Genomic DNA, 242 nt, shown 5'->3' on the forward strand with positions numbered 1-242 from the left:
GGCAGCTCATCGGCCACCAGGGCCACCGGCTGCCCGGCACGCAGTGTGGCCAGTTCGCGCTCGGGCACGTTGAGCGTGGCTTCCAGCCGCGAGTTGTCGTCGATGCGGAAGATCGGCGTATTGATCTGCACGAAGTTGCCGGTCTTGATCGAGCGCGTTGCGATCACGCCGGAGATCGGCGCCACCACCGTGGTGGAGGACTGCTCAAGGGTCGCCAGGCGGGACTGCGCGCGCGCGTCTTC

General features: G+C 67.8%; 1 protein-coding gene. It reads right to left on the bottom strand.

Translation table 11 applies throughout. The features are described 5' to 3' along the window. Positions 1-242, bottom strand: a 242-nt coding sequence (locus KVS69_RS20330) for an HlyD family efflux transporter periplasmic adaptor subunit (protein WP_217540096.1), incomplete at both ends; no start/stop codon positions are given.

The organism is Stenotrophomonas sp. GbtcB23, assembly GCF_019091045.1.
Taxonomy (GTDB): domain Bacteria; phylum Pseudomonadota; class Gammaproteobacteria; order Xanthomonadales; family Xanthomonadaceae; genus Stenotrophomonas; species Stenotrophomonas rhizophila_A.